The following is a 24,501-nucleotide window of genomic DNA, read 5'->3' on the forward strand; positions in this document are numbered from 1 at the left end:
GGATCCATGGAACTTGCTTGGATAGGTGGCGGGTCCTACGGTTTTCGTTCAAGTCATTGGAAGTGAAGGGAAAATAGAGTTTTCGAGCGGGGTTTCGGATTGCGGTGGGGGATAACCCGAATAGGGTATCCGGCGTGAAAAGCTCCCCCCTTTTCGCAGGGCTGGCGTGCCTTCTTTCCCTCGCGTCGTCTGCAGCCTGCCGGGCGGACGAACCAAGGAGGTCCCCGTTGACCTTTGAGCTTCCCGGGGCCTTTGCCGTGGGGACCGAGGGATTGATTCGCGTGAAGGCACCCCCAGGGGCACCGCCGATCGGGCTGAAGGTCGTGCCGTTCACCGAAGTGAAGGCGGCGTCGGATCCCGCGGACGTGACGGTTCCCGGATCGGTGGATTGGGTCGACGGGGCGGCTGTGATCCCGCTCCAGGTGCGGGGCGACGGGGAATTCGCGGTGGTGGTGGATGCCGGGGGCGAGTCCTACCAGCTGGCGGTGGTGTCGGAAGGCGGCAGGGTCTGGGTCGGCGAGGGGACGATCGGCAGCCTGCTCCAGGAGCGCTTGCTGCGGGAGCTGAAGCAGGAAGTCCCGGCTGCGCAGCTGAAGGAGGCCTTCGGGGTGCGCTACCACGGGCTCCTGGAAAAACGGTCCCGTCAGGGGGCGGTGCCCCGGAATGCCGCGGGGCGGGCCGCCCGGGTGCTTGAACCGACGGACATCGCGGCGGGCGACCTTCTCCATTTCAAGGCGGAATGGCAGGGACCGGTTCCCGATGATCCGGCGGATCCGGCGATACCCGCGAACCTGACGATGTTCGGGAACTTCCCGGTCGATGGTATTCGCGTCGAGGTGTGCGACGCCTCCAGCAACGAGCGGGTGGCCGTGACCCATCTGGTCGATGGCCATTGTTCCTTCGTCGCGCCGGTGGCGATGTTCCGTCCGAAGATCACCTTGGTGGCGACCTTTCCCGGGATCACCCCGACGGGGGAAACCGCAACGGCGGGCGGCGGCATCGGGGGCTTCGACGTCGAGGACAATGCCGGCAATCCCTACACCTTCGAGGTGCCGGAGCCGTTGGCCCTGATCGGCAAAACCGGCGACGAGGCCGGGACCCTGGTCTTCGACCGCAGCGCCGGCCATGGCGGGGACAACCTCGCGCAGGTGATGTCGGTCTTCCATTGCGTGGCCGACATGGTGCGCGAGCTGAAGGTGACGATCGGCGAAGACAAGGCGCCGGGCTTCAAGGTCGTGTTTCCCCAGCCGGGTGCATCGTCATTTTACAGCCGCACCGACCTGAAGCTGCACATCACGGGCGTCCGGGCCTACGTGTGGGATGTGATCGGCCATGAGTTCGGCCACATGGTCCAGCACGACACCGGATCGATCGACTCGCAGGGCGGCAGTCACAACGGGTCCAACCAGTACGAATACGAATCCAACGCCAGCACCTACCGGAACAAGGAGTTGTCCAACCGGCTGGCCTTGAACGAAGGCTACGGCACCTGGGTGGGGGTGGCCTTCACCGAGCGCTCGGCGCGCTACGCGGACAAGTTGAAGTGGGTGGGTGACAAGCTCTACCGGGATTGGGTCAATCTCGAGGGCAACAGCCCGAGGTTCCGGTTCGGGGCCTCCGCCTACAAGGGCGAGGACACCGAGCTCGCGGTGCAGGCGCTGTTGTGGGACCTGCACGACGACAACGGCGAGTCCTACGCGGCGACGGGCCGGGGCGACCGCACGGCCCTAGGGATGAAGAGGGTCTTTGAACGCTTCAAGGGCAAGAACATGCAGAGCGTGTCCGATGTCTGGCGGGAGTTGTTTGTGCCCGGCGGGGACATGGCGAATCTCACCGGGGCCACGCGGATCGATGCCGAGGCCCTGGACCAGGCGCTCGATGCGGCGGTGACCTTCGCCGAGTTCGGGATCGCGCCCCATTTGTTCATTCCGGCGGACGGCGGGACGCTCGACCTTGCGCGGCTGCCGGGGCCGCGGGTGCGCTGGCGGCAATACGCGACCGGCGATCCGGAGATGAACCTGAACCGCTTCCAGCTCATCCTCTACAGCGGCGACCGGACGGAGGTGCTGTGGAAATCGGAGGTCTTTGCCGGGGACCTCCCGCCCTTGGTCCGGTCCGGGAGCAGCACCCATGAATACCAACTGCAGGAGAATGACCTGAACGCGATCAACCGCGCGGTCCGGGACCGGAACGATCGTTCGGCGGTCTTCGCTTTGCTCGGCTCCTCGAGCCTGGCCCCGGAAACCGGCAGCTATCTGAGTCCGGGCGTCGCAGTGCAGCTGCAGCCGGTCAACCGGGCGATGGTGGTGGTGCTGGATTGCTCGGAAACGAAATCGTCCACGGACCCGGGCCACCTGGGGGTGGATGTCGCGAAGAGCCTGCTGGAGCGGCTTGTGTCGTCGGAAGAGGCGGTGACCGATCCTCCGCGGGTGCCGGATCTGGCGGCGCTTGTCGGCTTCAATAAAACGGCGGAGGTGCTCGTGGACTTCGGCGATCCCGACGAGGTTGCGTCCGCTCTCGATGGCCTCGGGTTCTCCGGTGGAGCGAGGGTCGACCGTGGCATCCGGGCGGCCGTCGAGATGCTCGATCGGATCAATATCCAATCGAGCTTGGCGGGATCGCTTCGGGATCGCGCCTCGATCGTTGTGTTGAGCCGCGGCCGCAACCGCACCGGCCAGGCGGCGGTGGTCCGGGCGATCCGCGCCGCCACGGAAAAGGGCTACCGGGTGCACTATGCAGATGTCTCGCCGGGTGCCGTCGTGCCACCGGCCGCGTTGGCGGTGCGGCTGTCGAGGGGGCGCTGGAGCAGGGCGCCGGACCGGATCGCCGGGGCAGTGCTGGGTTCCGGGGGCGTTTTTTCCCGCTTGGTCGATGACGGGTCCCGCAGCGACTTCGTCGACCGGGTCAATGCCAGCGGTGCGATCGGGTTGCTCGCGGTTGCGAGCGGCGATCCGGAACTTCGTGCGGTGGGTTTCCTCGACGGAAGTTTTGTCCTCGAGATCGACGCGGCGGCCGGGATCCGCGGGCAGGTGCAGTATTCCGACGATGGCGGCATGAGCTGGGAGGTCGCGTCCCCGCCGTTCGAGGGCCGCGGGGTGCCGCAGCGCTGGCTGGATGCCGGTCCGCCGGGGACACGGATTCATCCGGACCAGGTGCCCTCGCGCTGGTACCGGCTGAGCACTCCGTGATTCCCGGAGGCGGGATCACGATGCCGGCGTGCCGGCGTGGCCGCCGCGGGCGATCTTGATGAACACGTCCTCGAGGTCGTCCTCCTGGAAGTGCCGGGTGATTTCCTCAGGCGTGCCGGCGGCGAGGATTTTCCCCTCATGGAGGAACAGCACGCGATCGCAGACCTCCTCGATGTCCCGCATGTTGTGGGAGGTGTAGAGAATCGCCGGGTGGCGCTCGCGCTGGACCCGCCGGACCAGCTTGCGCACCTTGTCGGCGATATCGGGGTCCAGCGAGGCGGTCGGTTCGTCAAGGAGCAGGAGCTCGGGGTCGTTGAGCAGGGCCTTGGCCAGGTTCACCCGGGTCGACTCGCCGGCGCTGAGCTGGCCGGTGGTTTTCTCGGCCAGCTTGGCGATCTCCAGCAGTTCGAGCAACTCGGCGACCTTGGCCTTCGCTTTCGGCACGGAGTAGAGCCGGGCGAAGATCTCGAGGTTGTGGCGGACCTTCAGGTTGCCGGGAAGGGTGGCGTAGGTGGTGCAGAAATTGGCGCGCTGCAGGATCTCGAGGCGGTGCTTCTGCAAGTCCATGCCGAAGGCGCGGATGCTGCCGCCACTCGGTGTGATCAGGCCGAGGATCATGTTCATCAGCGTCGTCTTGCCGGCACCGTTCACGCCGAGCAGGCCGACGGTTTCGCCGGAATGGACCTTGAACGAGACTTCATCGACCGCGGTGAAGCCGTCGAACCGTTTGATCACGCCATCGATTTCCAGCAGCACCTCGGACATCGGCGCCAGCATTCACCCGCCGGTGATTTTCCACAAGTGTTCCTCGGTGCGGAGGAAGATGGCACCGTCGAGCAGGGCCGGCGAGGCGAGCGAGCGTTCGGCCATGTCGATCTCGGAAAGGATCGTGGCGCCCTTGGCCGAGAGACGCAGGACGAAGCAAACGCCGTCCTCGGACACGCAGTAGAGCGTGTCACCGGCGAGCACCGGGGAGGCGGAGAAATTGCCGGCCAGCTTTTGCTTCCAGAGGGCTTTGCCGGTCGCGGCGTCCAGGGCACTCAGCAGGCCGGTGTCGTCGAGCATCAGCAGGCGTCCGCCGGAGGCGATCATCGACGGGGTCTTGGGGACCCGGCGGGTGGCCTGCCACGCGATCCTCGACCCGGTGAGGTCGCCGGTCCCGCCGTCCAGCCGGATCGCCAGCAGCTTCGGGAGGTTGTAGCCGGTGGCGACGAAGGCCAGGCCGCCGGCGACGACCGGACGCGGCACCACCGAGTAGCCCTCGCCGTAGGTGACCTTCCAGCGCAGCTTGCCGTCGGCCGGGTCGTAGCCGCCGACAAAACCGCTGGCGGGGCTGAGGATTTCGGGGCGGCCGTTGTTTTCGATCAGGAGCGGGGTGCAGAAAGAGAAATAGCTGCGCACCTCGTGGTCCCGAGGCGTCCGCCAGGCGATCGAGCCGTCCTTGCAATCCAGGGCCACCAGCGCGGGATCTTTCTCGGCATCGGCGCTGACCACCAGCAGCTTGCCCGCGAGGATCGGGGAACTGCCGTTGCCATGCATCGGCGGGTAGTGGATCTGCTGTTTCCAGCGCACCTGGCCGTCGCCGAGAGCCAGCGCGGCGGTGCCCATGTGGCCGAAGTGGACGTAGACGGTATCGCCGCCGATCACAGGGGTGGGGCTGGCGAGGCTGTTTTTGGCGTGAAGGGCGGCGGTTTCCTCGCCGGCGGGCTGGAACAGGTCGACGCTCCAGGCCTCGTCGCCGCTCGCGAGGTCGAGGGCGAAGGCCATCAGGGTGGTGGTGTCGCCGTCCTTCTTTGCCCCGGTGAGGATCACCTTGTCCCCGGCGATCACCGGCGAGGACCAGCCCCCGCCCGGCAACTTCGATTTCCATGCCACCCCCTTTCCGGGGCCCCAGGTGGTCGGGAAGGTGCCCTCGGCGAGACCCTGCCCGCCGGGACCGCGGAATTGCGGCCAGCCGTCGCCGGCGAGGCAGGTCGTGGCGGCGAGGAGCCCGCCGAGGAGGGCGGCGGACCGGAGGCGGCGAGGGAGGGTCGGACGGGTCATGATTGCGGGGTGGGGAAACGGATTCTTGAGGGCGCGGGGCGTGGGAGTGGCGAAGTGCCCTTGAGATTCCCGGATTCCGGCGGCCGGGTCGATTCCCGTTCCGCGCCAAGGCGTTGCTGGTGAGGGATACCCGGAGCCCGTTCGGCGGCCACGGGGCGGAAAATCCTTGAGTCCGGGGTTGCCATTTGGCGCGGGGAGACTAAGGAGTTCGCCCCGGCGCGACCAGCCGGCACCGAACAGCATCACACTCAAAGGCATGAAGGACCTCTCAAAGTACCGCAACATCGGCATTTTCGCCCACGTTGATGCGGGCAAGACCACCACCACCGAACGCATTCTCAAGCTCACCGGCAAGATCCACAAGATCGGTGAGGTGCACGATGGTGCGTCGACCATGGACTTCATGGACCAGGAAGCCGAGCGCGGCATCACCATTCAGTCCGCTGCCACCACCTGCTTCTGGAAAAACCACCAGTTCAACGTGATCGACACCCCCGGGCACGTCGACTTCACCATCGAGGTGTACCGCTCGCTGAAGGTGCTCGACGGCGGCGTGGGCGTGTTCTGCGGTTCCGGCGGCGTTGAGCCCCAGTCGGAAACCAACTGGCGCTACGCCAACGATTCCGGCGTTTCCCGGATCATTTACGTCAACAAGCTCGACCGTATCGGTGCCGACTTCTATCGCGTGGTGGAACAGGTCAAGCGCGTCCTCGGTGCCCACCCGCTGGTCATGGTCCTGCCGATCGGCACGGAAAGCGACTTCAAGGGAGTGGTCGACCTGCTTTCCATGAAGGCCTACATCTGGGATGAGACCGGACAGCCGGAGAACTTCGAGATCACCGACATCCCGGCCGACATGGTCGACAAGGCCAACGAATACCGCGCCCAGCTTGTCGAAACTGCCGTCGAGCAGGACGACGAGGTGATGGAGAAGTACCTCGAAGGCGTCGAGCCCGACATCGACACCATCAAGAAGTGCATCCGCAAGGGCACCATCGACCTGGCCTTCTTCCCGACCTACTGCGGTTCTTCCTTCAAGAACAAGGGCCTCCAGCTGATCCTCGACGCCGTCGTCGACTACCTGCCGAGCCCGACCGATGTGAAGCCGCTGCCGGAAGTCGACGAGGAAGGCAACGAGACCGGCAAGTTCGCCGTGATCGACCCGACCGCGCCGCTCCGCGCGCTGGCGTTCAAGATCATGGACGACAAGTTCGGCGCCCTGACCTTTACCCGCATCTACTCGGGCACCATCAAGAAGGGCGACACCGTCCTGAACTCCTTCACCGGCAAGACCGAGCGCGTCGGCCGCATGGTCGAGATGCACGCCGATGACCGCAACGAGGTCGATACCGCCCAGGCGGGCGACATCGTCGCCATCGTCGGTCTCAAGAACGTCCAGACCGGTCACACGCTCTGCGACGAGAAGAACCCCGCGACCCTCGAACCGATGGTCTTCCCGGATCCCGTGATCTCGATCGCCATCGCGCCGAAGGACAAGGGCAACGCCGAGAAGCTTGCCAACGCGATCGGCAAGATGGTCCAGGAAGACCCCTCGTTCCGCGTCGAAACCGACGAGGAAACCAACGAGATGGTCCTCAAGGGCATGGGCGAGCTTCACCTCGACATCAAGGTCGACATCCTCAAGCGCACCCACAAGATCGAGGTCGAGGTCGGCGCCCCGCAGGTCGCCTACCGCGAAACCATCACCCGCGCGGTCTCCGACAGCTACACCCACAAGAAGCAGTCCGGTGGTTCGGGTCAGTTCGCGAAGATCGACTACACCATCGAGCCGGGCGAGCCGGGTTCGGGCTTTATCTTCGAGTCGACCGTCGTCGGCGGCAATGTGCCGAAGGAATACATCCCGGCCGTGGACAAGGGCTTCAAGACCTCGGTCGACCGCGGTCCGCTGGCGGGCTACCCCTGCTTGGACTTCAAGGTGACCCTCTCCGACGGTGGTTTCCACGCCGTGGACTCCTCGGCGATCGCCTTCGAAATCGCCGCCAAGGCCGCCTATCGCCAGACCATGCCGAAGTGCGCGCCGCAGATCCTCGAGCCGATGATGAAGCTCGATGTCTTCGCGCCGGAAGAAAAGGTCGGTGACGTGATCGGCGACCTCAACCGCCGCCGCGGGATGATCCAGGGCCAGGAGCCGACCCCGGGTGGTGTCCGCGTCAAGGCCGAGGCTCCGCTTTCCGCGATGTTCGGTTACATCGGTGACCTGCGCACCATGACCTCCGGTCGTGGCCAGTTCTCGATGGAGTTCAGCCACTACGCGGCGTGCCCGAAGAACATCGCCGACGAGGTGATCAAGGCCGCCAAGGAGCGCGAGGAAGCTCGCCGCGCCGGCAAGTAAGCCTGACAATTCAAGGAAGCCCGTCATCCGCGAGGATGGCGGGCTTTTTGCGTTCGGCGGAGGAGACCGCGGAGCCGCATTGGGTGCTTCCATTAACTCGTCGCGGCGCGGCCGGCCAGGGTGCCGGTGGCGAAGCAGCCTTGCATCAGGTAGCCGCCGGTCGGGGCTTCCCAGTCGATCATTTCCCCGGCGACGTGAACTCCCGGGAGTTTCCGCAGCATCAGGCTTTCGTCGACTTCGTCCCAGCGGACGCCGCCGGCGGAGGAGATGGCCTCGTCGATCGGGCGCGGTCCGCTGAAACGGACGGGGCAGGCTTTCGCGCGGGCCGCGAGCTGTTCCGGCGTGATCCCGGACGGTGCGCCGTGCATGAGGATGGCGTGGGCGGCGGGTGAGAGTTTCCAGGCTTCCGGAAGTCGTGCGGACGCCAGCCTTCGGGCCAGCTCGGCTCGGGAGAAGGTCGGCTTGAAGTCGATTTGGATGGCCGGCTCTTGCATCGAGCGCAGGGCGCTGCCGAGCTGGTAGATCGCCCCGCCTTCGAGACCGTAGGCGGTGACCATCAGCTCGCCGATGGCTTCCGTGTCGCCGGCACGGACCGTCAGGTTCTTGAGCGGCTGGCCTTCCGCCACCGCGAGCACCTCGGCCGGCCACGGGGTTTCCCAGCCGCAGTTGGCGGGGACCAGCGGGTCCACGCCGATGCCGAGGCCGGTGAGGATCGACGTCCAGCTGCCGTCGGAGCCGGTCACCGGCCACGACGCGCCACCGAGGGCGAGGACCACGGCGTCGGCGATGAAAGTACGGGACTCCCCGTGCACGGTGAATTCCAACCGGTGCGGCCGGCCGGGCGCGAGGCCGGTCCAGCGGTGGTTGGTTTCGAAGGTCACGCCCAGTCCGCGCAAGCGGTCGACCCAGCGGCGGAGCAGGGGGGCGGCCTTCATTTCGCGCGGGTAGACGCGGCCGGTGCGCTGTTGGAAGGTCTCGATGCCGAGTCCCGCCGCCCACTCGCGGAGTTCGGCGGGGGTGAAGGAACCGAGCAGGTTTTCCCAGAACCCCTCCGGCTGACCGGGTCCGGTGTAGCGGGTGACAAAGCGGGCGAAATCCTCGCCGTGGGTGAGATTGAGCCCGCCACGACCGGCGACCAGCAGCTTGCGTCCGACGGAACGCTTGGCCTCGAACAGCTTCACCCGCGCCCCCGCGGACGCCGCGACCTCGGCGGCACGCAGGCCGGCCGGTCCGCCGCCGATGACGGCGACCTTCATGCGGCGGGAGGGTTCAAGGGGCTGGCCATCGGCTGCGGGACTGCACAGGATTGAGCATGAAGCTGCAGCAAAACCAAGTGTGGAAGAAGGGCGCGGAATTCATCCGGATCACCCGCTTGGAACGGCTCGAGGTCGCCTACAAGTCGATGACCGACCTGGAGACGAAGGAGGGCGAGCATCACGTGCTCTCGAAGAAGGAATTCTGCCGGCTGATCCGCGGGGCGAAGCTGCTGGACGGCTAGCGGCCGGTCAGTGCGACTGCGAGCGGTCGAGGGCGGCCTTGACGAAGCCGGCGAACAGCGGGTGCGGCTTGTTCGGCTTCGACTGGAACTCGGGGTGGAACTGCGCGCCGACGTAGAACGGATGGTCGGGAAGCTCGATGATCTCCACCAGCCCTTCCTTGGCCGAGACCGAGGAAATCACCAGCCCGCCTTCCTGGATGCGGTCCTGGAAGTCGGAGTTGAACTCGTAGCGGTGGCGGTGGCGCTCCTGGATGTGCGAGGCGCCGCCGTAGAGGTCGGCGGCCTTGGTGCCGGCGAATACGATGCTTTCGCTGGAACCGAGCCGCATGGTGGCGCCCATGTCCTGGACACCCTTCTGCTCCTCCTGGAGGCAGATCACGGGGAACGGCGTGTTCTTGTCGAACTCGGTCGAATTGGCGTCGCGCAGCTTGCAGACGTTACGGGCGAACTCGATGGTCGCGATCTGCATGCCGAGGCAAATGCCGAAGTAGGGGATGCCGCTTTCACGGGCGTACTGGGCGGCGAGGATTTTGCCCTCGATGCCGCGGTCGCCGAAGCCGCCGGGGACCAGGATGCCGTCGACGTCGCCGATGACGGCCTTCGCCCCGTGCTGCTCGATGGCCTCGGCCTCGACTCGGACGATGTTGACCTTGGTGTCGTGGTGGGCGCCGGCGTGGATCAGCGATTCGTAGATCGACTTGTAGGCGTCCTGCAGCTCGATGTACTTGCCGGCGACGGCGATGGTGATCTTGTGCTTCGGGTGGATGACCCGGCGGACGAAGGTTTCCCAGTCATCGAGCGCGGGGGCGGGGGTGTGGCCGAGGCCGATCTTGTCGACGACGAGGCGGTCGATCTTGTCGCGGCGCAGGTCGAGCGGGCACTCGTAAATGGTGTGGGCGACATCGCGGAAGGCGACGACGTTCTTCTTCTCGACGTTGCAGAACATCGCGATTTTCTTGCGGTTGTCCTCGTCGAGGTCCGCCTCGGTGCGGCAGATGACGATGTCCGGCTGGATGCCGAGCTCCCGCAGCTTCGCGACCGACTGCTGGGTCGGTTTGGTTTTCACCTCGCCGGCGGCCTTGATGAACGGCAGCAGGGTGACGTGGATGAAGCAGACGTTCTCCTTGCCGACCTCGAGGGCGAACTGGCGGAGCGCCTCGATGAAGAGCAGGCCTTCCATGTCGCCGACGGTGCCGCCGATCTCGGTGATCAGGACGTCGACGTCCGGGTTGTCGCCGGTGACCTTGTGCAGGCGGCACTTGATCTCGTCGGTGACGTGAGGGATGAACTGGACGGTCTTGCCGAGGTACTCGCCGCGGCGCTCCTTCTTGATGACCGCGTCGAAAACCTGGCCGGAGGTCAGGTTGTTCATCTTGGACAGCACGCCGGAGGTGAAGCGTTCGTAGTGGCCGAGGTCGAGGTCGGTCTCCGCGCCGTCGTCAAGGACGTAGACCTCGCCGTGCTGGTACGGCGACATGGTGCCCGGGTCGACGTTGAGGTAGGGGTCGAACTTCTGCATCAGCGTCTTCAGCCCGCGGTGCTCGAGCAGGGCGCCGATGGACGCGGCGGCAAGGCCCTTGCCGAGGGACGAGACGACGCCGCCGGTGACGAAAATGTATTTCATGGGTGGGAAGATGGGCTGGTGAGGATGGCTTCGACGTGGGCGGCTTGTTCGGGCGTGTCGACACCGGGCGAGGTGTCGGTGGTGGGCAGGACCTTGATCGACGCCCCGTTCTCGAGGGCGCGCAGTTGTTCGAGCGACTCGGCCTGCTCCAGCGGAGATGGAGGCCAGGTGACGAAGCGCTCAAGGAAAGTACGACGGTATGCGTAGATCCCCTTGTGGCGGTAGACCGGCAAACCGTCGACCGGGTTGCGGAAGTAGGGCAGGGGCGAGCGGGAAAAGTAGAGGGCACGGCCGTCGAGGGCGGTGACGACCTTCACCACGTTCGGGTCGCCCGTCGCGGGGTCGGCCGGGTCGAGCGGGTTGGCGGCGGTGGCCATGTCGAGCGACGGGTCGGAGGCCATGGCGGCGGCGAGTTCGTCGACGAGCGCGGGGTCGATGAGCGGTTCGTCGCCCTGGATGTTGACGATGATCGTGGCGACGGGAATCGAGCGCACGGCCTCGGCGATGCGGTCGGTGCCGGTCGGGTGTTCCGGCGAGGTCATCACGGCGCGGGCACCGAAGGATTCCGCCGCCTCGAGGATCCGTGCGTCGTCGGTGGCGATGACCAGTTCGTCGAGGCGCGAGCACTTGCGGCACTGCTCCCAGACGTGCTGGACGAGTGGCTTCCCGGCGATCAAGTGGAGCGGTTTTCCGGGGAAGCGGGAGGAGCCCCAGCGCGCTGGGAGGATGCCGACGATGTGATTTTCGGTGGCGGTGGGACTCACGGGAATTGCTCTGGCGCGGAGACTAGGGGAGCCCTTCGCGAAGTTCCAAGTGAAGAAGTTCCAAGTGCCAAAAAAGGCGTCCGGGTGCCTTCAGTGGCCGCTCCAGGTGCCGTCGGATTCGAGGAAACGGAGGGCCTTGTCGAAGGAACAGCCGGTCAGGAAGTGCTCGAGCCGGGCGGGCAGCGTGCCGCGACGGGCCTCGTGCCAGGCGGTGATCGATTCCGAGACGGACTTCAGCTCCTCGAGGTGGGCGGCGGGGTCGCGGTCGCGGAAGGCGTGGTCGGCGATGGTTTCCTTGCGCTGCTGCAGGAGGGTGGCGAGGTCGGGATGGAGCATGGCGGCAGGATGGGCGAGGGCCGGGCTGGCGGCAATTCCAGCGTGGACGCCGGCGGGCGGCTGTCCCTAGCGTGCGACATGTTGATCGCGGAGATTCAGAGCCACTTCACGTGGATCGATTGGGGGGTGTTGCTCGGCTATCTGGTCCTCTGCACCTGGATCGGCCACCGCATGAGCGGCAAGCAGGCGACGATCCGCGACTTCTTCCTCGGTGGCCGCTCGCTGCCGTGGCCTGCGGTCAGCGGTTCGATCATCGCCACCGAGATCAGCGGGGTGACCTTCATCGGCGTGCCGGGCACCCTGTTCGCGCTCAACGGGGACTTCCGCTACCTGCAGTGGGCGATCGGCTCGATCCTCGCACGGGTGCTGGTGGCGAAGTTCCTGGTGCCGCTCTACTACGAGCAGGAGATCTACAGTCCCTATGATTTCATGGGCCGGCGGCTCGGTCGGGCGGCCAAGAAGCTGGCGACCGTGTTGTTCACGCTCGGCAGCATCCTCGGCCAAAGCGTGCGGGTGCTGGTGGCGGCGATCCCGCTCCAGGTGGTGACCGGATTGCCGATCGAGATCAGCATCCTGGTGATCGGGCTGTTCGCCATCGGCTGGACCCTGATGGGCGGAATGCAGACGGTGATCTGGACGGACGTGATGCAGTTCCTTTTGTTCAGCCTGGGCGGGGTGATCGCCCTGTTCTGGATCTGCTCCCATCTCGACGGCGGCTGGGGGGAATTCTGGCAAACCGCATCGGGCTTCGGGCGCACGCGGGTGTGGGACTTCACCTTCGGCTTCCGCAAGGAGCTCGAGTTCACGTTCTGGGTGGCCCTGCTCGCGGTGCCGTTCCAGAACCTCACCGCCTACGGGGTGGACCAGCTGAACGCCCAGCGGATGTTTTGCTGCCGGAACGCCAAGGACGCCGGGAAAGCGCTCGTCTTCAGCTGCTTCGGCCAGTTGCTGACCCTGCTCATGCTGATGGTGGGGGCGGCGCTTTTCGTGCACTACCATGTGCACCCCTTCAACCCGGCGGAAGCGGACCTGGTGAAAGCCGGAACGGAAACGGTTGCCGGCAGCCGGGTCCTGGCTCCGGGGGAACCCGACTACGTGTTCCCGATGTGGATCACCACCGTCTTGCCGACCGGACTCAGCGGCTTGATCCTGGCAGGCGTGTTCGCGGCGTCGATTTCCAGCCTCGACTCGATCCTCGCGGCCCTGAGCCAGACCACGCTGTCGATGATGTATCACCCCGAGGACCGTACCGACGAGGAACTCGAGGGGCTGAATCTGGTGCGGATGTCGCGCCTGCTAGTCATCGTCTGGGGCGTCGTCCTGACTGGCTTTACCATGCTGCTCAACGTCGCCCGCGGCGGCATCCCGATCCTGCCGCTGGCCTTCGGGATGACCACCTACACCATGGGGCCGCTGCTGGCGCTGATGGCCTGTGCGATCTTGCGCCGGGGCAGTGTCCGGGGCCTGTTGGTCGGCTCGGCGATCTCGTTCATCCTGGTCGCCTTGGTGCGTGCCGACGTGTGGGTGCTGCTGGGCAAGGCCGGCGTTCCGCTGGGTTGGCTCGGCGTGTTCGGGACCTATGACCCTGCGGCGCTGGCCGCCGGGACGATCAAGCCGCTGTGGTGCTATGCCTGGGCCTGGCCGGTGACCGCCGTCGTGACCTTCCTCTGCGGCTGGCTGCCGGGCGGTCGGACGGATTCGAAGGTGTCGGCGACGGTTGCGGCGGCCCGCTGACCGCGTCGGATCAGCATGCGGCTGCAGTGCAATTCGTTGCATTCCATTGAACCGTAACGACCCGTCCAGATCACGATCGGTCACCGCCGGAACCGGGAGTTTTTGAAAGGTGGCAAACCGTTGATTTCAAACAGTCCGTACCACCAGTTCTGTTCGATTGGGCGGGTTTGCTTTGGGAAAATTAACGAAAATTCCGGTCAAGTTTTTAAATTATTTTGGCGTGGAACGCTTGTGGAAATGGGGCTGTCGGCGGCGTGCTGTTAGAGTGACCAAAAAAAGGATCCCCATGGCGCTGCCGGGGAATGTATCCCTCCAGCCCGTCGCGCTTCCAGGGGGTCGAGAGACAGCATCTGACGCAAGCGGCGGGACGAAAAACCAACCAAGGGGAGAAAGTGACAAAAATGGATTTGGAGGAGTTTGGAGGAGAAGTTGAAATGGAACCGGTTGCGGACGCGGCCGCGCTGTGGGATGCGGCGTGTGAGGTGCTCGGGAAGCTGGTGAGCAAGGATGCCTACCAGCGCTGGTTCCGGGCATCACGGTTGGTCGGGGTCGAGGACTCGCGGGCGGTGGTGTCGGTGCCGAACGAGATCCACCAGGTCTGGATCGAAACGAATTACCTGCCGGAGCTCTCGTCGGCAGTGGCCGAAGCCATCGAAGGCGTCCGCGGGGTGAAGCTGGTGGTGGAAGATTGCGGGCCGGAGGCCGACGAGCCCAACGGAGCCGCGAAGGCGCCTTCGGATGTCGTCTGCAAGGTGCCCGCGCCGGCGGCACCGATGGGTGGCGAGATCAGCTTCGAGAAGCGACTTAAGACCGCCGGTCTCAACCAGCAGTTCACCTTCGAGTCCTTCGTCGTCGGTGCGAACAGCCAGTTCGCCCACGCCGCCTGCGAGGCGGTGGCGAAAAAGAAGGGCCCGGGCTACAACCCGCTCTTCATCCATGGCGGACCGGGTCTCGGCAAGACCCACCTGATGCACGCGATCGGCCACCAGTGGCTGCGCAATGCCCCGGCTTCCAAGGTCGTCTACCTGACCTGCGAGAAGTTCACCAACGAGTTCATCGACGCCGTCCGCAAGGGCGATCTCGAGCGCTTCCGCAAGCGCTACCGGTCGGCCGAAGTCATGCTCCTCGACGACGTCCAGTTCCTCGGCGGCAAGGAGCGCTCGCAGGAAGAGTTTTTCCACACCTTCAACACCCTGCTCGACGGCCGCTGCCAGGTGGTCCTGACCAGCGACCGGCCGGCCAGCGAGATCAAGAACCTCGAGCCGCGCCTGATCTCCCGCTTCGAGTGCGGGCTGACCGTGGAGCTGCAGCCGCCGGTCTTCGAGACCCGGCTCGCGATCCTCGGCAAGAAGCGCGACGAGTGGAAGGTCAAGGTCGACGAGGGCATCATGCGCTTCCTCGCCGAGCGGATCCGCAGCAACGTGCGGCGCCTCGAAGGCGCGTTGATGCGCGTGGCCACCTTCGCCTCGCTCGCCGGCGAGCGGGTGACCGAGGAGCGGGTCGAGCATCTCCTGCGCGACCTGCTGCGCGAGGAGACCGGCAAGCAGGTCACCATCGATTCGATCCAGCGCGCGGTGGCCGATCACTTCGACATCCGGCTCGCCGACATGACCAGCCGCCGGCGGCCGGCCAGCATCGCCTTCCCCCGCCAGGTGGCGATGTATTTGAGCCGGACCCTGACCAAGGGATCGCTGATGGAGATCGGTGAGGCCTTCGGCGGGCGGGACCACGGAACGGTCATCCACGCCTGCAAAAAAATCTCCGCGCAGATGGAAATCGACGCCTCGGTGAGGGACGCGATCGGGGTCATCGAGTCGACAATGCGGCGCTGAGACTAGGGCCGGGGAGTTTTTGGAATTCCAGGCCGTTTTCAGGGGGCGGTGGCGATCCTTGGCATTCCCGACAGAATGGCTTGCCAAGGGTCGGAGATTGCAGAGAGCATCCGCCTAGCAATCGCGCGTTTCCGTTTATCCCCATGAAGTTCAGCATTTCCAAAGAGGCCCTTCTTGACGGGCTGCAGAAGGTCCAGCACGTGGTCAGCACCCGGACGACCTTGCCCATCCTGTCGAACGTGCTGCTGGTCGCCAAGGGAGGTCGCCTGACGTTCACGACGACCGACCTCGATGTCGGCATCACGGGTTCGGTGGAAGCCAAGATCGACAAGGAAGGAGCGACCACCCTCCCGGCGAAGCGCCTGGTGAACATCGTCCGCGAGCTCCCGGCCAGCGAGGTCGAGATTTCGGTCGACGCGAAGAACATTGCGTCGATCCAGAGCGGTCCTTCGTTCTTCAAGATCATCGGTCTCGGCCAGGACGACTTCCCGCCGCTGCCCGACTTCGAGGGCGCCAAGGAGTTCCGCATGCCCCAGCAGGTGTTGCGCGACGGCCTGAAGAAGACCGCCTACGCGATCTCGACCGACGAGACCCGCTACGTCCTGAACGGCATCTACACCTCGTTCCGCGACGGCAAGCTGACCCTGGTTGCCACCGACGGCCGCCGCCTGGCGATGGTCGAGAACGACCTCGAGTTCCCCGCCAGCCACGAGACCGACGTCATCGTCCCGACGAAGGCGGTGCAGGAGCTGCTGCGCTTGCTGGGGGATTCGGACGAAGTGCTGATCCGCCTGAGTGACAGCCAGATTTCCTTCCACATCGGCGAGCACCTCCTGATCAGCAAGCTGATCGAGGGCAACTACCCGAACTACCGCCAGGTGATCCCGGGGGAATCGACCGAGCGCGTCGAGCTGCCCCGCGAGGCGACTTTCGAGACCGTCCGCCGCGTTTCGCTGCTTTCCTCCGACAAGTCGAACTCGGTGAAGCTGGTCTTCGGCGAGAATTCCGTCGAGGTCACCGCCAACTCGCCGGACGTCGGCGAGGCGCGCGAAACAATGGAAGTCGCCTACACCGGCAAGCCGATGCAGATCGCCTTCAATCCGGAATTCCTGATGGCGCCGCTGCGCAACCTGGAAGCCGAAACCGTTTACCTCGACCTCATCGACGAAATGAGCCCCGGGGTCATCCGGATCGACGGCAGCTTCCTCTACGTCATCATGCCGATGCGCGTGACCGGCTGATAGCGCAGCATCGAATGGAATTTGAAGGGCGGGCAGCGATGCTCGCCCTTTTTCTTTTCAGGATCCGAAACCATTCCCGCCGATGAAAATGCTCAAGAATCCAGCGATCTTCACCTGTGGCTGTTTGGTTGGCATGGCGTCCATGCACTTCCTCGGCCTCGGGCAAGATCACGTCCGCGAGGAGACGAAGATGGCGTTCTACAACCGGCGGAAAGCAATCGAACGCGGTGATCGTACGATGCAGACCTATTTCGAAGAGGTGATTGCATGGAATAGCTTTCGCTACCTGGATCCACGGTTCTTCGAGGGGCCCTCCTCGTCGAAGATCGACTGGCTGGCGATCGATGTTGAGGAGCCGCCTTACCGTCGGATCAAAGACGGAATCAGCTACAGGGACCTCAGGGCCCTGATGTTGGAGAGGGGGAGCTTCGGCGAATAACCAGGCGCCTGAATCCCTCAATTCGTCGACAAACACCCGGGGCAATCCTGGACGAAGTGGCGGGCGCCGTGCTCGACCAGTTTCGGGTGGCGGTCGGTGAGGCAGAGCTTGGCGTCCCCGAGGGTGTTGCGCGGGCGGAAATCGCAGCCCGGAACCGGGTTGGCGAGGTTCGGCGGCAAGCCGGGAATGGTGTAGAGGTCCTCGCCCTTGTCGTGGATGGCGGGGATGCTCTTCAGCAGCGAGCGGGTGTAAGCGTGCAGCGGCTTGGCGAAGAGCTCGTCCTTCGGCGCGCTTTCGACGATGCGGCCCGCATACATGACGTTCACCACGTCACAGACCTCGGACACCACGGCCAGGTCGTGGGTGATGAAAATGACCGCCGTGCCGAGCTCGCGCTGGCGGTCGCGGATCAGGTCGAGCACCTGCTTCTGCACGGTGACGTCCAGCGCCGTGGTCGGCTCGTCGCAGATCAACAGCTCGGGCCGGGTGATCAGCGCCATGGCGATCATCACCCGCTGGCGCATGCCGCCGGAAAACTCGTGGGGGTAGGCCTGGATCCGCTTTTCGGGATCCGGAATCCCGACCTCGGCCAGCGACTGGATGGCCCGGTCGAGCGCCTTGCGGCCGCGGATGCCCTCGTGGATCTCAAGCGGCTCGGTCAGCTGGTCGCCGATCCGCAGATAGGGGTTCAGCGAGGTCATCGGGTCCTGGAAGATCATCGAGATCCGCTTGCCGCGGATCTTGCGCAGCTGGCTTTCCTTTGCCTTCAGCAGGTCGAGCCCGTCGAACATCGCGGTGCCGGCGTGGATGCGCCCGGGAGGCTGGGGGATCAGGCCGAGCAGCGAGTAGCAGGTCACCGACTTGCCCGACCCCGACTCACCGACGATGCCGAGCGCCTTGCCCGCCTCGACGGAGAAAGAAACGTCTTCCACCGCGTGGACGATGCCGTTGCGGGTGTGGAAGCGGGTGGTCAGGTTGCGGACGTCGAGAAGGGCCATGGGAAAAGCTGGGATCGTGGCGGGCGGACCCGCATCTTCCAACGAAGCGGTCCGGGTGCCAACCGCCGTTCATCATTTTCTCTTGTCCCACTCGCGGCGGTCCCGCGACCGGACGGAGAAGACGATGGGAACACCGGCAACCGGGTTGAACTCGCGCAACCGGTTGGCGAGGTACTGTTCGTAGCTCGCCGGCATCAAGGCCTTGTCGTTGACGAAGAGCACGAAGGTCGGCACCGGGATGGTGCTGTATTTTTCCTCCACGGCGGCGGTCGCGTAATAGAGTTTCAGCCGCTTGGCCGAGCGCTTGTCCGAGGGCGGCGGATTGATCTGGAAGGCCTCCTGGAGCATGCGATTGAGCTTGCCCGTGCTCGGCACCTTGCGGGCCCCCTTCTTGATCGCGAGAACCTTCTTGAGGACCTGCTCGACGGCCTGGCCGCTCTTGGCGGAAACGGTGACGAAGGGAGCGTAGCTCAGGAAGAAGAGCTCGCGCTTCACGTGGTCGGTCGCCTCGGCCATGCGCGCCTTCATCGGCGCGTCCGGGTGATAGAGGTCGAATTTGTTGAGGACGATCAGGCAGGGCTTGTTCTCCTTCAGGATCTCCTGGGCGATTTTGCGGTCCTGGGCGCTGATCCCGGCGGCCAGGTCGATGACCAGCACGCAGAGGTCAGCGCGGCGGATCGCCCGCTCGGTGCGCATCGCGGAGAAGACCTCGACCGAGGTGTCGCGTTTCGCCCGCGGCCGGAGCCCGGCGGTGTCGATGAGGGTGAATCGTTCGCCGCCGTGGTCGCAGGGCAGGTCGATCGCGTCGCGGGTGGTGCCGGCGATGTCGGAAACGATGGTCCGCCGGTCGTTGAGGATGGCGTTGACCAGCGACGACTTACCGGCGTTCGGCTTGCCGACGATGGCGAGCTTGATGCCGGCGGCCTCGGCTTCCTCGATGGCTTCCTGGATCTCGCCTTCGAGCGGCTTGATGATCTCGTCGATCCGTTGGGTGAGGTCGTTCATCCCGCGGCCGTGCTCGGCGGAAATGCAGGCGGGATCGCCGAAGCCGAGGCGGCTGAACTCGTCGGTGGCGCGGACGTGCTTGTCGTCGTCGACCTTGTTGACCACCAGCATCACCGGCAGCTGGGCCTTGCGCAGCTTGGCGCCGAGGTCGAGGTCGACCGGCGTCAGCCCTTCATGGGCGTCGACGACGAACAGGATCAGGTTCGCGGTCTGCATCGCGATGTCGGCCTCCAGCGTGACCTGGGCGCCGAAGCCGTCGTCGAGCGTGGCGCCGATGCCGCCGGTGTCGATGAGGGTGCAGGGTACGGCCGTCGCCAGGCAGGGCGCGGAGATGCGGTCGCGCGTCACGCCGGGCTGGTCGTGGACGATGGCGATCTTCCGCTTGGCCAGGCGGTTGAAGAGCGCGGACTTCCCGACGTTGGGGCGTCCGACGATGGCGACGGTGGGCATGCCCGGGGCTTACGGTAGCAAGCCGCGGGTAGCAAGGGCATTACGGCGGGGTGACCGGGGCGTTCCTGAGCTGCCGGCTGGCCTCGAGGTAGTAGTTCACGGCCGACCAGAGGGTGAAGAGCGCCGCCACCAGGCACGGGTAGAGCGGCGGCAGGATGTCGACTTTCAGCATCACCCAGCCGATCGCGAACATCTGGGTGACGGTGCAGACCTTGCCGGTCCAGTGGGGCGAGTAGTGGACCTCGCGGGCGGTGCGCTTGACCAGGATGATGCCGAGGACGATCAGGGTGTCGCGGGTGATGACCAGCCAGGCGAACCACTGCGGCATCCGCCAGTCATGCTCGCCCCAGGGAAAGGCGCTGAGGAAGACGATGGCGGTGATCAGCAGGAACTTGTCGGCGAGGGGGTCGATGAAGGCGCCGAACTTGGACTTCTGGTTGAAGCGGCGGGCGATCCAGCCGTCGACGCCGTCGGTGGCGGAGGCGATCACGAACAGCGCCAGCGCGGTCCAGCGCAGCCTTTCGTCCGGCTCGCGGGCCGCCACGCTCATCCCGTACCTCGCCACGTACACCGCGAAGACCGGCACCATGAAAATGCGGCCGAGGGTGATCTTGCTGGCGAGGGTCATCGGCCGGAAGTTTCGCACGGTGGCGGGCTTTTTGCGAGTCCCTGGTGTTGTCTCGATTGGGGCGTGACGCGGCGCGCCGATTCTGGCGGGCTCGGCGGATGTTGTCCGACCACCCGCTGCTGGCCGTGATCGCCGCCGTTGGCCTGTTGCTGGGCCTGATCCTGTGGCTGCGCTGGCAGGCCTTTGTCGCCCTCTTGGTTTCGAGCCTGATATTTGCAGTGCTGGTGGGGATGCCGCTCGACGCGATCCCGGCGACGGTGGTGGACGGGATGGGCAAGAGCCTCGGCCTGGTGGCGGTGTTGGTCGGTTTGGGGGCGATTTTCGGCGCGATGCTGGAGCACTCGGGCGGGGCCCACGCGCTGGCCAAGGGCATGATCCGGCTGACCGGACCGAAGGGCGCACCGTGGGCGCTGATGGTGGCGGGCTTCCTGATCTCGATCCCCGTGTTCCTCGACGTGGCCCTGGTGATCCTTTGCCCGCTGCTTTTCGCGATGGCCCGCAGCCAGCGGAAGCCGGTTCTGTATTTCGGCCTGCCGCTCCTGGCGGGGCTGGCGGTCACGCATTCTTTCGTCCCGCCCACTCCCGGGCCGATCATCGTGGCGGAGTACCTCGGGGTGTCGTTGGGGCCGGTGATCCTCGCCGGGGTGCTGTGCGGATTGCCGGGAGCGATCCTCGCGGGGCCGGTCTTCTCCAAGTGGATCGTGCCCCGGCTGAACCTGGAGGTGCCGGAGCAAATCGCGGAGGAAGAGGAGGCGACCCTGGATCGCCCGATGGCGTGGATCACCGCGGCGCTCATCCTCGCGCCGATCCTGCTGATCCTGGCGGCGTCGCTGGTCGACCTGCAGGTCGGCAAGGAGGTCATCGAAAGCCAGGGCCGGAGTCCCGGGCATGCCTTGCTATCGTTCTTGGGGCATCCGATCGCCGCCTTGTTGCTCTCGACCCTCGCGGCGATGGCCGTGCTCGCGTTCCGGTTCAAGGCCGGGCGGAGCGAGCTTCAGGAGCTGGCGACCAAGTCGCTCGGACCCGCCGGGATCATCATCCTGGTGACCGGCGCCGGCGGGGTATTCAAGCAGGTGCTGGTCGACAGCGGGGCGGGCAAGGCGCTGGCCACGGGAATGCAGACCTTGCCCGTCGGGCCGCTGGTGCTTGCGTGGCTGTTGACCACCGTGGTGAGGGTCAGCCAGGGCTCGGCCACGGTGGCGATGACCGCCGGGGCGGCCTTGATGGCGCCCTTGGTCGAGCAAATGGACCTGGGACCGATGAAGCTGGCGCTGCTGGTCGCGGCGATCGCCGCCGGCGCGACCACGGCGTCGCACGTCAACGACAGCGGGTTCTGGATGATCAGCCGCTACCTCAAGCTCACCGAAAAGCAGACGCTGAAGTCGTGGACCGTGGCGGAGACGATCATCTCGCTGGTCGGTCTGGCGATGGCGATGCTGCTGTGGAACGTGGTCGGCTGAGCCCACGAAAAAACCCGGAGGCGGGTCAACGCGCTCCGGGTTTCGTAGGGTGGGTCGGGATGCCTGCGGCTTATTCGCCGGCCGGTGGCGCCTTGCGTTCGCCGCGGTTCGGACGGCCTTCGCCGCGCGGGCCTCCCTGGCCGCGGGCACCTGCGCGCATCATCGGCAGTTCCTCGCCGGCTTCGCGGGCGGCCTTCACTTCCTCGGGATCGAGGCGGCCGTTCTTGTTCGCGTCGTATTTTTCGACGAGGGCCTTGCGCTTGGCCTGCATGGCTTCACGGGCGGCCTTGCTTTCCTCGTCGTTGAGCTTGCCGTCGCCGTCCTTGTCGAACTCGGCGATCATCTTCTTGCGGGCTTCCTCGCGCTTGGCCTGCATGGCTTCGCGGGCGGCCTTGCTTTCCTCGTCGTTGAGCTTGCCGTCGCCGTCCTTGTCGAACTCCTCCAGCACGGCGGGGGGCACTTGCCGCGGGCCGCGGTTTTCGCGCCGGGGCGCGTCCTGGGCTTGGGCGGCAAGGGTGCCGGCGAGAGCCAGGGTGATCAGGGTCATTGTCGTTTTCATGGTATCGGTTGTAATCGGTTTGATGTGGGTCCGACGGGTGGCCATCCGTAGTTGCTGGAAAGAACCCGGGGCCGTTCGCAAGGTTGCGCGACGGAATCAATTTGCCTCGCGCTGCTTCGCGGTCTTGGATTCGCCCCGGATGCCCAGCCCCGCACCAGACACTTCGAAACGAACCACCTTCCTGCGCCGCAGCGCGAGCACGCTCGGCCTGTGGGCGGTGGTCGCCGCGGCCTTCGCCAGCCGCCAGGGATGGGCCTATGTCGGGATGATGGGCGTCCTGGTCGTCCTCGCGACGATCGAGTATTTCCGGATGCTGAAGGGCGCCGGGGTGAAGTGCTTCCCGCGTTTCGGCCTGCTGCTGGCGGTGGCGTATTCGCTGGCCCTTTACTGGCTGCTGCTGGACAGTGGCGTTCTTTTGGAAAGTGGTGCCACCCGGATCGATGAACTTGCGGATCCGGGCACCGGCTATATCGCCAGCCACGATTCTTCCTATCTGATCCTTCCGGATGACTGGTTTGATGGCGCCGCCATCTTTCTGGCGATCGCCGGAGCCTTTGTTCTTCAACTGCGGCATCCCATCCGCGGGTTGGAACCGCTCCAAGCTGTTGCTTCGAGCCTGCTCGGCTTCATCTACATCGCCTTCCTCTTCAACTTCGCCGCGAAGCTCGTATTCGTGGTTCCCGGTGAAGGCCAGGTGCCGGGAGCGATGGCCCTGCTGTGGCTGATCGCGGTAACCAAGTTCACCGACATGGGCGCCTACATCGTCGGATCGGCGATCGGCCGCCACAAGATGATCCCCCACGTCAGCCCGGGGAAAACCTGGCAGGGTTTCGGCGGCGCGATCTTCTTCGCCCTGCTCGCCGGCTGCGGGCTGTATGCCCTGTTCCACGACGACATGCCGGGCTTTGCCTCCGGACTGCACGTGCTGGGCGGATGGGGCGCGGTGATCGGGCTCAGCGTGTTGCTCGCCCTTCTGGCCGTGGTCGGCGACCTCGCCGAGAGCGTGGTGAAACGCAGCCTCAACGCGAAGGACTCGGGGAATTTCCTGCCGGGCATCGGCGGGGCGCTCGACCTCATCGACAGTCTCTGCTTCACGGCGCCGGTGCTGTATTTCTATCTCAAATGGGTGACGCTGTGAAGGCTGCCGGGGCACGCAAGAAGGTGGTCCTTTTAGGGTCCACGGGATCGATTGGAAAATCCACCCTGGAGGTGGCGCGACTCTTGCCCGAGAGGGTCGAACTGGTCGGTCTGGCGGCGAACGGCAGTGTCGAGGCCCTCGCCGCGCAGGTTCGCGAAACCGGTGTCCGCCACGTGGCGCTGCATGATGCGAGCCGCATCGACGAGTTGCGCGCCCTGCTGCCGGCGGGCGTGGAGATTTACCCGGGTCCCGAGGGCTTGAGTGAACTCGCCACGCTGGGAGAGGCGGACATGGTCCTGGTGGCGATCGTTGGCACGGCCGGTTTGCAGCCGGCGCTCGCGGCGATCGAGGCCGGCAAGGATCTCGCGGTGGCTTCCAAGGAAATCCTGGTGATGGCCGGCGAGATCGTCACCGCGTCCGCGGCGCGCAAGGGCGTGAAGCTCCTGCCGGTCGACAGCGAGCACAACGCGATCTTCCAATGTCTCGACGGACACGCGGGCGGCGAGAAGGAGGTCTCGCGGCTGATTCTCACGGCATCCGGCGGGCCGTTCCGGAATTTGCCCGCCGGGCAGCTTGCCGACGTGACCCTGGCCCAGGCGCTCAAGCACCCGACCTGGGAGATGGGGCGCAAGATCACCATCGATTCCGCCACGCTTTTCAACAAGGGCCTCGAAATGATCGAGGCGCGCTGGCTGTTCGGGATCGGCATGGAGCGGATCGACGTGATCGTTCATCCCCAGAGCATCGTGCATTCGATGGTCGAGTTCATCGACGGCTCGGTGCTGGCGCAGATGAGCACCACCGACATGTGTTTCCCCATCCAGTATGCGCTGACCTGGCCGGAGCGGCTGGCCGGCGGTTTGCAGCCCCTGGACTTTGCCAAGCTCGCGCGCCTGGAATTCGAGGAGCCCCGCCACCGCGATTTCCCGGCCTTGGGATTGGCCCGCGAGGCGGGATTGAAGGGCGGGACCTTGCCGGCGGTTTTCAATGCCGCCAACGAGGTCGCGGTCGATGCATTCATCGCGGGCGGGATCCGCTTCCCCGACATCTGGCGGGTGGTGGGTGAGGCCATGTCGCGCCACCAGGTGACGGCCGCCTCGTCGCTGGAGGCGGTGATCGATGCCGACCGGTGGGCCCGGCGTGCAGCGCAGGAGGCTTGCAAAGGTCGGACAGCCGCGGGTTAGCCGGACCCGTCACGGGGCCACCCGGAT

General features: G+C 65.6%; 20 protein-coding genes. 10 read left to right on the forward strand and 10 right to left on the reverse strand.

The genetic code is table 11. The features are described 5' to 3' along the window. Window positions 1–281: 281 nt before the first annotated feature. The gene (locus IG178_RS26100; protein WP_193211227.1) at window positions 282–3,188 is read left to right on the forward strand and encodes a vWA domain-containing protein; all 2,907 of its coding nucleotides are present in this window, start codon (window positions 282–284) and stop codon (window positions 3,186–3,188) included. Between the two features lie 15 nt (window positions 3,189–3,203). Here the strand turns inward: IG178_RS26100 and IG178_RS04015 are convergent, their stop codons facing one another. Beyond that, window positions 3,204–3,953: an ABC transporter ATP-binding protein gene (locus IG178_RS04015; protein ID WP_193211228.1), complete on the reverse strand. Its 750-nt coding sequence runs from the start codon at window positions 3,951–3,953 to the stop codon at window positions 3,204–3,206. Window positions 3,954–3,965: 12 nt separating this feature from the next. Then, entirely contained in the window at window positions 3,966–5,231 is a 1,266-nt protein-coding gene (locus IG178_RS04020) for an outer membrane protein assembly factor BamB family protein (RefSeq protein WP_193211229.1), read from the reverse strand. A gap of 256 nt (window positions 5,232–5,487) precedes the next feature. Here IG178_RS04020 and fusA point away from each other — a divergent pair, with 256 nt between their 5' ends. Next, window positions 5,488–7,584: an elongation factor G gene (gene fusA / locus IG178_RS04025; protein ID WP_193211230.1), complete on the forward strand. Its 2,097-nt coding sequence runs from the start codon at window positions 5,488–5,490 to the stop codon at window positions 7,582–7,584. A gap of 92 nt (window positions 7,585–7,676) precedes the next feature. On the opposite strand, the gene IG178_RS04030 is transcribed toward fusA, so the two are convergent. Further along, entirely contained in the window at window positions 7,677–8,840 is a 1,164-nt protein-coding gene (locus IG178_RS04030) for a BaiN/RdsA family NAD(P)/FAD-dependent oxidoreductase (protein WP_193211231.1), read from the reverse strand. 56 nt (window positions 8,841–8,896) lie between these two features. Here IG178_RS04030 and IG178_RS04035 point away from each other — a divergent pair, with 56 nt between their 5' ends. Then, entirely contained in the window at window positions 8,897–9,082 is a 186-nt protein-coding gene (locus IG178_RS04035) for a hypothetical protein (protein ID WP_193211232.1), read from the forward strand. Window positions 9,083–9,089: 7 nt separating this feature from the next. Here the strand turns inward: IG178_RS04035 and pyrG are convergent, their stop codons facing one another. The 3 genes from pyrG to IG178_RS04050 all read right to left on the reverse strand — a co-directional run bounded on the left by pyrG (window position 9,090) and on the right by IG178_RS04050 (window position 11,806). Continuing rightward, a complete protein-coding gene (pyrG, locus tag IG178_RS04040; protein ID WP_193211233.1) occupies window positions 9,090–10,706 on the reverse strand; it encodes a CTP synthase in 1,617 nt (538 codons plus the stop codon). Further along, complete coding sequence (kdsB, locus tag IG178_RS04045) at window positions 10,703–11,470, reverse strand: 3-deoxy-manno-octulosonate cytidylyltransferase (RefSeq protein WP_193211234.1); 768 nt, start codon at window positions 11,468–11,470, stop codon at window positions 10,703–10,705. Before kdsB ends, pyrG begins: the two co-directional genes overlap by 4 nt. Before the next feature lie 90 nt (window positions 11,471–11,560). After that, complete coding sequence (locus IG178_RS04050; RefSeq protein WP_193211235.1) at window positions 11,561–11,806, reverse strand: hypothetical protein; 246 nt, start codon at window positions 11,804–11,806, stop codon at window positions 11,561–11,563. A 78-nt stretch (window positions 11,807–11,884) separates the two neighbouring features. Here IG178_RS04050 and IG178_RS04055 point away from each other — a divergent pair, with 78 nt between their 5' ends. The 4 genes from IG178_RS04055 to IG178_RS04070 all read left to right on the forward strand — a co-directional run bounded on the left by IG178_RS04055 (window position 11,885) and on the right by IG178_RS04070 (window position 17,052). Then, the gene (locus IG178_RS04055; RefSeq protein ID WP_193211236.1) at window positions 11,885–13,540 is read left to right on the forward strand and encodes a sodium:solute symporter family transporter; all 1,656 of its coding nucleotides are present in this window, start codon (window positions 11,885–11,887) and stop codon (window positions 13,538–13,540) included. A 434-nt stretch (window positions 13,541–13,974) separates the two neighbouring features. Then, on the forward strand, window positions 13,975–15,372 hold the full coding sequence (dnaA, locus tag IG178_RS04060; RefSeq protein WP_226894782.1) for a chromosomal replication initiator protein DnaA: 1,398 nt from the start codon (window positions 13,975–13,977) through the stop codon (window positions 15,370–15,372). Window positions 15,373–15,515: 143 nt separating this feature from the next. Further along, window positions 15,516–16,613: a DNA polymerase III subunit beta gene (dnaN, locus tag IG178_RS04065; RefSeq protein WP_193211237.1), complete on the forward strand. Its 1,098-nt coding sequence runs from the start codon at window positions 15,516–15,518 to the stop codon at window positions 16,611–16,613. A gap of 82 nt (window positions 16,614–16,695) precedes the next feature. Then, window positions 16,696–17,052 carry a hypothetical protein gene (locus tag IG178_RS04070; RefSeq protein WP_193211238.1) on the forward strand — a complete coding sequence of 119 codons (357 nt, stop codon included), beginning with the start codon at window positions 16,696–16,698 and terminating at the stop codon, window positions 17,050–17,052. Window positions 17,053–17,069: 17 nt separating this feature from the next. On the opposite strand, the gene IG178_RS04075 is transcribed toward IG178_RS04070, so the two are convergent. The 3 genes from IG178_RS04075 to IG178_RS04085 all read right to left on the reverse strand — a co-directional run bounded on the left by IG178_RS04075 (window position 17,070) and on the right by IG178_RS04085 (window position 20,133). Further along, window positions 17,070–18,050 (reverse strand): ABC transporter ATP-binding protein, encoded by a 981-nt coding sequence (locus IG178_RS04075; RefSeq protein WP_193211239.1) that lies wholly within the window; start codon window positions 18,048–18,050, stop codon window positions 17,070–17,072. Window positions 18,051–18,122: 72 nt separating this feature from the next. After that, a complete protein-coding gene (der, locus tag IG178_RS04080) occupies window positions 18,123–19,505 on the reverse strand; it encodes a ribosome biogenesis GTPase Der (RefSeq protein ID WP_193211240.1) in 1,383 nt (460 codons plus the stop codon). 40 nt (window positions 19,506–19,545) lie between these two features. Further along, window positions 19,546–20,133 (reverse strand): CDP-alcohol phosphatidyltransferase family protein, encoded by a 588-nt coding sequence (locus tag IG178_RS04085; protein ID WP_193211241.1) that lies wholly within the window; start codon window positions 20,131–20,133, stop codon window positions 19,546–19,548. Between the two features lie 98 nt (window positions 20,134–20,231). Here IG178_RS04085 and IG178_RS04090 point away from each other — a divergent pair, with 98 nt between their 5' ends. Then, on the forward strand, window positions 20,232–21,593 hold the full coding sequence (locus IG178_RS04090; RefSeq protein WP_193211242.1) for a GntP family permease: 1,362 nt from the start codon (window positions 20,232–20,234) through the stop codon (window positions 21,591–21,593). A gap of 70 nt (window positions 21,594–21,663) precedes the next feature. Here IG178_RS04090 and IG178_RS04095 read toward each other — a convergent pair whose 3' ends face one another. Continuing rightward, the gene (locus IG178_RS04095; protein ID WP_193211243.1) at window positions 21,664–22,152 is read right to left on the reverse strand and encodes an EF-hand domain-containing protein; all 489 of its coding nucleotides are present in this window, start codon (window positions 22,150–22,152) and stop codon (window positions 21,664–21,666) included. Window positions 22,153–22,291: 139 nt separating this feature from the next. Here IG178_RS04095 and IG178_RS04100 point away from each other — a divergent pair, with 139 nt between their 5' ends. Both IG178_RS04100 and IG178_RS04105 read left to right on the forward strand, forming a co-directional pair. Continuing rightward, window positions 22,292–23,290, forward strand: a complete 999-nt coding sequence (locus IG178_RS04100; protein ID WP_193211244.1) for a phosphatidate cytidylyltransferase — start codon at window positions 22,292–22,294, stop codon at window positions 23,288–23,290. Next, window positions 23,275–24,474 (forward strand): 1-deoxy-D-xylulose-5-phosphate reductoisomerase, encoded by a 1,200-nt coding sequence (locus IG178_RS04105; RefSeq protein ID WP_193211245.1) that lies wholly within the window; start codon window positions 23,275–23,277, stop codon window positions 24,472–24,474. The genes IG178_RS04100 and IG178_RS04105 overlap by 16 nt, the downstream gene beginning before the upstream one ends. Window positions 24,475–24,501 lie beyond the last annotated feature (27 nt).

Origin of the sequence: Neoluteolibacter marinus (assembly GCF_014904755.1) — a bacterium.
Taxonomy (GTDB): domain Bacteria; phylum Verrucomicrobiota; class Verrucomicrobiia; order Verrucomicrobiales; family Akkermansiaceae; genus Haloferula; species Haloferula marina.